We start from the raw sequence: 1044 nt of genomic DNA, 5'->3' as shown, positions 1-1044 counted from the left end.
GGCCCTCGAGCGGGCCCGCGCTGAAGCGGGCGGGCGCGCCCCGCCCCTCCCCCTCGCCCCGCCACAGGGCCTCGAACTCGGCGCGGTAGGCCCGCGCCAGCCCCGGCACCGGGAGGAACAGGCTGTTCTCGTTGTTGCGCTCGAAGGCGTTCCAGGTGAGGTTGGTGCTGCCGGTCCAGACCCCCGCCTCGTCGGCGAGCACGAACTTGTGGTGCATCAGCGGCTCGCGGTCGTCGTAGCAGACGGCCACCCCGCGCACCTCCTCGCAGCGCGGGCCCCGCGCCGGCGAGCGGGCCGGCGTGCCCGCCCCCAGGCTCTCCCAGGCCTCGCGCCGGTAGTCGCGGTCGGTGTACAGCCGCACCCGCACCCCCCGGGCCGCCGCCTCGAGCAGGGCCCTCCCGAGCTCGCGGTCCTCGAGCTCGAAGGCTGCCACGTCCACCTGCCGCTGCGCCGAGCCGATGAGCCCGACCAGCCGGGCCTTGGCCTTGGCGCCGTCGCGCGGCATGAGGTACAGCTCCACCTGCGCCCCGTCCGGGCCGACCACCGTGGACGTGCGGCTGTGCCACCACTGGTAAACCCACACCACCGCGACGATCAGGACGAGCGCCAACAACTGCTCGAGCGACCGGCGGCTATGCGGGGAGGGGCGTTTGGTTCTGCGACGGCGTGCCATGTTTTCTCCTCGAGCCCTGCCGACGAGCATCATAGCGGGTTTATTAAGACAAGGTCTCGTGCATAACCTGGACCTAGTTTGCAGAATCCCTCCATGCCCGTTTACGATGACCGCTCCAAGGAGCCGGTACATCCCTACCGCCTACGCCCGAAGAACACAGGCCACGATGCCGAAACCGCGCTTCCTCCTGCACCCCTCCAGCGCGCTGAGGCAAAGGCGCCGGCGACACCCCACGGAGCTCGCCTGCAGCGGGAGTGGCTGCACCTGGAAATCCAGCGCTACCGGCGGCAGCTCGAGGAAACCCGGGAGGCTCCCGAGGGCCTCGCCGGGCGCCTCGAGGCCCGCCGGGGCCGGGGCACCCCCCTCCCCGC

At 71.9% G+C, this 1044-nt stretch carries 2 protein-coding genes; one reads left to right on the top strand and one right to left on the bottom strand.

The features are described 5' to 3' along the window. The coding region (locus MEICH_RS26225; protein WP_036219761.1) for a phospholipase D-like domain-containing protein at nucleotides 1–673 on the bottom strand (673 nt) is incomplete at its 3' end. Between the two features lie 93 nt (nucleotides 674–766). On the opposite strand from MEICH_RS26225, the gene MEICH_RS29880 reads away from it, so the two are divergent. After that, the coding region (locus MEICH_RS29880; RefSeq protein WP_218916439.1) for a hypothetical protein at nucleotides 767–1044 on the top strand (278 nt) is incomplete at its 3' end.

The sequence above is a fragment of the Calidithermus chliarophilus DSM 9957 genome (assembly GCF_000430045.1).
In the GTDB taxonomy this organism is placed as follows: domain Bacteria; phylum Deinococcota; class Deinococci; order Deinococcales; family Thermaceae; genus Calidithermus; species Calidithermus chliarophilus.
The sequence above is the reverse complement of the archived record's forward strand: the minus strand, read 5'-3'. Positions and strand labels throughout refer to the sequence as shown.